The organism is Pseudomonas sp. MD195_PC81_125 (genome assembly GCF_014060985.1).
GTDB classification, from domain to species: Bacteria; Pseudomonadota; Gammaproteobacteria; order Pseudomonadales; family Pseudomonadaceae; genus Aquipseudomonas; species Aquipseudomonas parakoreensis.
This window is the reverse complement of record NZ_JABULD010000219.1, coordinates 1-3868: the sequence shown is the minus strand read 5'-3', so window position 1 is coordinate 3868 and position 3868 is coordinate 1. Positions and strand designations below refer to the sequence as shown.

Sequence of the window (3868 nt, the reverse complement as noted above, 5' to 3'; positions counted from 1 at the left end):
ATCAGTGCGCCGCCAACCTGTGCCCGGATCTCCCGGAACGGGACGACCTCAGGCAGCAGACGGAACACATCACTTTTGTACTCGCGGATAAACCACATGACATCGGCCGCTTCCTCTTCGGAGAGCGAGGTGCGTGATGAAACCAGTGGCTCGAGCAGTGACTCGAACTCAGGGATGCTTCCTGGTTCGATCACCCAGGGCGTGAAGTTGCCTTCAAGCAGTGGCGGTCGAGATTCTTCAGTCGCGGGTAAACGTCGAAGCGTGAGGTAATGCATGACGGCGTTGAGGTAGAGCTCGGCCTCCGAGGCCGTCAGAACCTGTTCAGGAAAGTCAGGGTAAAACGGCCGGTGGTGCACATGAGCGCCACTCCTGCGCCGAAGAACTTCGATAATGTCACGCAACCAGTACTTGAGTTCTGTCGCCGACAACAGGCCGATTTGTTCAATCAGAGGCTCTGACAGTACGCACCGGAACGCCGCGATTTCCCGGACAGCCGACGCGACCTGAGCGTGCGTGGCACCCCCAGTGCCCATCGGGACGTGAACTTTACTGCGGCGACGCAGGAACAGCTCCTGATTCATGCTTGATTTTCTCCCTGAGTCGCCGTTGTGAGCGAGCTGCAGCATCGTATCTACAGCCAAAATGAAAACGCCTGCTGGGAGCAGGCGCGGTGTGGAGAGCAGAACCCCTAGTTCATAGGGTTTAGAAGGAAGGTGTTCCATAGCCACGTTGGCATTCTACGGAAAGTTTTCTCCGGTTGTCAGGCTGCCTCGCATTTCAACAGTAACAAGCTGCTTCACTGGAAAAACTAGGATGTTTATGAGTGATGGGGCGCTACACGCTTTTTTTCTGTTTGCTGCGTATGCCGGCGAGAAGCTGGTATACGGAAGAACGATAGTGGCAAAATAGTGTCAATTGCTCCGGAACACTGGTTTCGGATTTCAACGACAGGGATGTGAGTGGGCTGTGAGCGCAGCTTGCGTAAGGGATATATGGTTTCCATCTATGTGAACGGAATAGACAAGACCCCTCAGATTAGCGACTGGACGATAAAAGGTGATGGGCGCGGTGGAGTTTCGCTGACTTGTCACTATCCATCTGGCAAGAGTTGGCCCAGTCCGCTTGCCGACTGCGAGGTTGTTCCGACTCGAGATCTGAAAAACCAGCTTATGAGGAAAAAATCCAGCTCAGTGATAAGTGCTATCGAGAGCGCAGTGATTTACGGCGAGAAATATGCCGTCGTTCAGTATTTCGCAGGTGGTAAAAAGTACGCTTACAAGCTCGCCGATATCGAATTCGCCACACCGACGAAGATAAAAGATGATTCGGTTTTCCGGTATTTCCGCTCTGTAGCTGATGCGAGAGTCATTCAGGCAGAATCGGAGAAGGATAAAGTTATCGCCGAGAATGTGCGGCGCCAACTCGAGTTAATACCTGCATGCTCGAGCACAGCATTGCACGCCTATTGCACCGGTCGTAATGGAAATCAGAAGCTGGTAGCAGACCTTATTTTTCCATTTGGTCTCAATGAGAGTCAGCTTGAAGCGGTAGAGCAGGCTTTCACTTCTCAAATCAGTTTGATAGAAGGCCCTCCCGGCACCGGCAAGACACAAACCATCCTGAACATCATCGCCAACATTCTGTTGCGTGGAGAAACCGTGGCGGTGGTATCGAACAATAATGCGGCCGTTTCCAACGTATGTGAAAAGCTGGGTAAGTCAGGCCTCGATTATCTGGTTGCCGAGCTGGGCAGCAACGAAAACCGTGAAGCGTTTTTTACCAATCCTCGTCCCCGACCCTCAATGGCTCCTGAGGCGGCGCCTGAGATGGCGACCATTCAAAGTGTCTTTCAGCAGCTAAAATGCTACCTGTCTGACCGCAACACGATGGCCAGGCTGCAGACTGAAGTCAGTGAACTGGAGATTGAACGCAGTTATTTGCGGCAGTGGCAGCAAGAAAGTGGCGTGCTGGATCCCATTCCCTTGGGCAAATACAACCTGACCCCGCAAAAGGCCACCGATCTGATGGCATTCCTGACGCACCTTGCTGGCAACCGCGTGCGGATCAAGGACAGGATAGAAATGCTGTTCAACTTCAAGATCCTGCGCATGAAACCATTCGATGACTGGGCCAAGCGTAAGTCGGTCTTCTACGGTCTGCAGCTTCACTACTACGACAAAGCGCTTCAGGAAAGAAAAGCGGCGCTGGCAGGGGTTCAGGAAAAACTGCGGCTGGGTAATTATCAGGTGTTGCTTGAAGAACTTACGAGTACCTCTATGAAGTACTTGAAGCAGCATCTCCACCGGCATGTTCCGCAAACTGAGCCCTTCGATGGCAATAGTTATCGGAAAGCCAGATTCGATGAGTTCATCATGCGCTATCCGATCATTTCAAGCGGTACGCATTCCATCGTCAATTCCTTGAAAACCGGCACAGTGCTCGACTATGTCATCATTGACGAGGCTTCGCAGCAGGACATCGTTCCTGGAATATTGGCTCTGGGCTGTGCGAAGAATCTGATCGTTGTCGGTGACAGAAAGCAGTTGGCACACATTCCGGCGACGCTGTGCATGGCCGCGCCAGCGGTTCATTACGACTGCGAGAAGTACAGTTTGCTTGATTCGTGTATCAGCGTGTTCGAAGGTGCCATCCCAATGACCCTATTGAAGGAACACTATCGCTGTCATCCGCAGATCATCAAGTTCTGCAATCAGCAGTTCTACGACAATCAACTGGTTCCGATGACTGAAGATCATGGGGAAAAGCCGTTGTCATTGCTGATCACCGCGAAGGGTAATCACACGCGGCGCAAAACCAATCTCCGGGAACTGGATTCACTGTTGGCAGTGCTTGATGGTGAGGGCAAAAGTGCTTGGGAGGACGAAGACGGCAGAGGCTTCATCGCCCCGTTCAGGAACCAAGCCAGGTTATCTGGCACGCTTTTGCCAAAGTATTTCGTCAAAGACACCGTTCACAAATTCCAGGGGCGGGAGTGCGACGAGATTGTCTTTTCCACTGTGCTGGATAAAAAGAGCACGACACCGAAACTTCTGTCGTTCGTGGACGACCCTCGGATGATCAATGTGGCGGTATCGCGGGCCAAGAAGCGCTTCACCCTGGTCACCGGTGAAGACGTTTTCACGGCCAACAATGGGCACATCGCAGCGCTGGTGCGCTACATGGAGTACTACGCTGATGAAGCGCAACTTTATCGCGCCCCAGTGATATCGGCTTTCGATCTGCTCTACAAGGAATACGACAAGTCTCTGGAGCGGCTCAATAGCAAGTTGCGAAGGAGCGATTCCGACTACAAGTCCGAGCAGATCATGGCGCAGATACTGCGAGAGACCCTTGATCAGGAGGTCTACCGGGGCATTGCAGCCCACGGCCAGGTCGAGTTGAACCAGTTGGTCTCGATGACCAACGAGTGGCTTACCCCGAGAGAGAGGGAGTTCATGGACAACCGCGCCAGTTGTGATTTCGTTATCTATTTCAAAGTCGGCAAAAGACCACTCGGAGTAATAGAGGTCGACGGGGGGAGTCACGCGACACCGATGCAAATCGAACGGGATGCCTTGAAAGACAGCATCTTGCAAAAGGCGGGTGTTGCTCTATTGCGTCTACGCACCGTCGAGAGTCGCATCGAGGAGCGGGTAGCCGCGTTTATGGCACAGTGGGCCAATACAACCATTGGAGTAAACGCCGCCCCTGCTTGAGGCTCAAGAGCAAAGTGAGTTTCTTTTTGTCGTCAATACCGGATTCAATGCGACAACACTTCACTTAATCTTTCTCAATTGCAGGTGTATCGTATTCGCCCTTTACGGGCCTGCGGGCCCGCCGCAGATACGTGAGGTAGTTGAGTTTCATG

1 protein-coding gene and 1 pseudogene are annotated in these 3868 nt (G+C 52.6%); one reads left to right on the top strand and one right to left on the bottom strand.

Annotated elements, in window-relative coordinates; genetic code table 11:
• Positions 1-581, bottom strand: a pseudogene (locus HT737_RS09320) (hypothetical protein); the annotation flags it as partial.
• A gap of 411 nt (positions 582-992) precedes the next feature.
• On the opposite strand from HT737_RS09320, the gene HT737_RS09315 reads away from it, so the two are divergent.
• Positions 993-3716, top strand: a complete 2724-nt coding sequence (locus HT737_RS09315) for an AAA domain-containing protein (protein ID WP_182402318.1) — start codon at positions 993-995, stop codon at positions 3714-3716.
• The last annotated feature ends 152 nt before the right edge of the window (positions 3717-3868 follow it).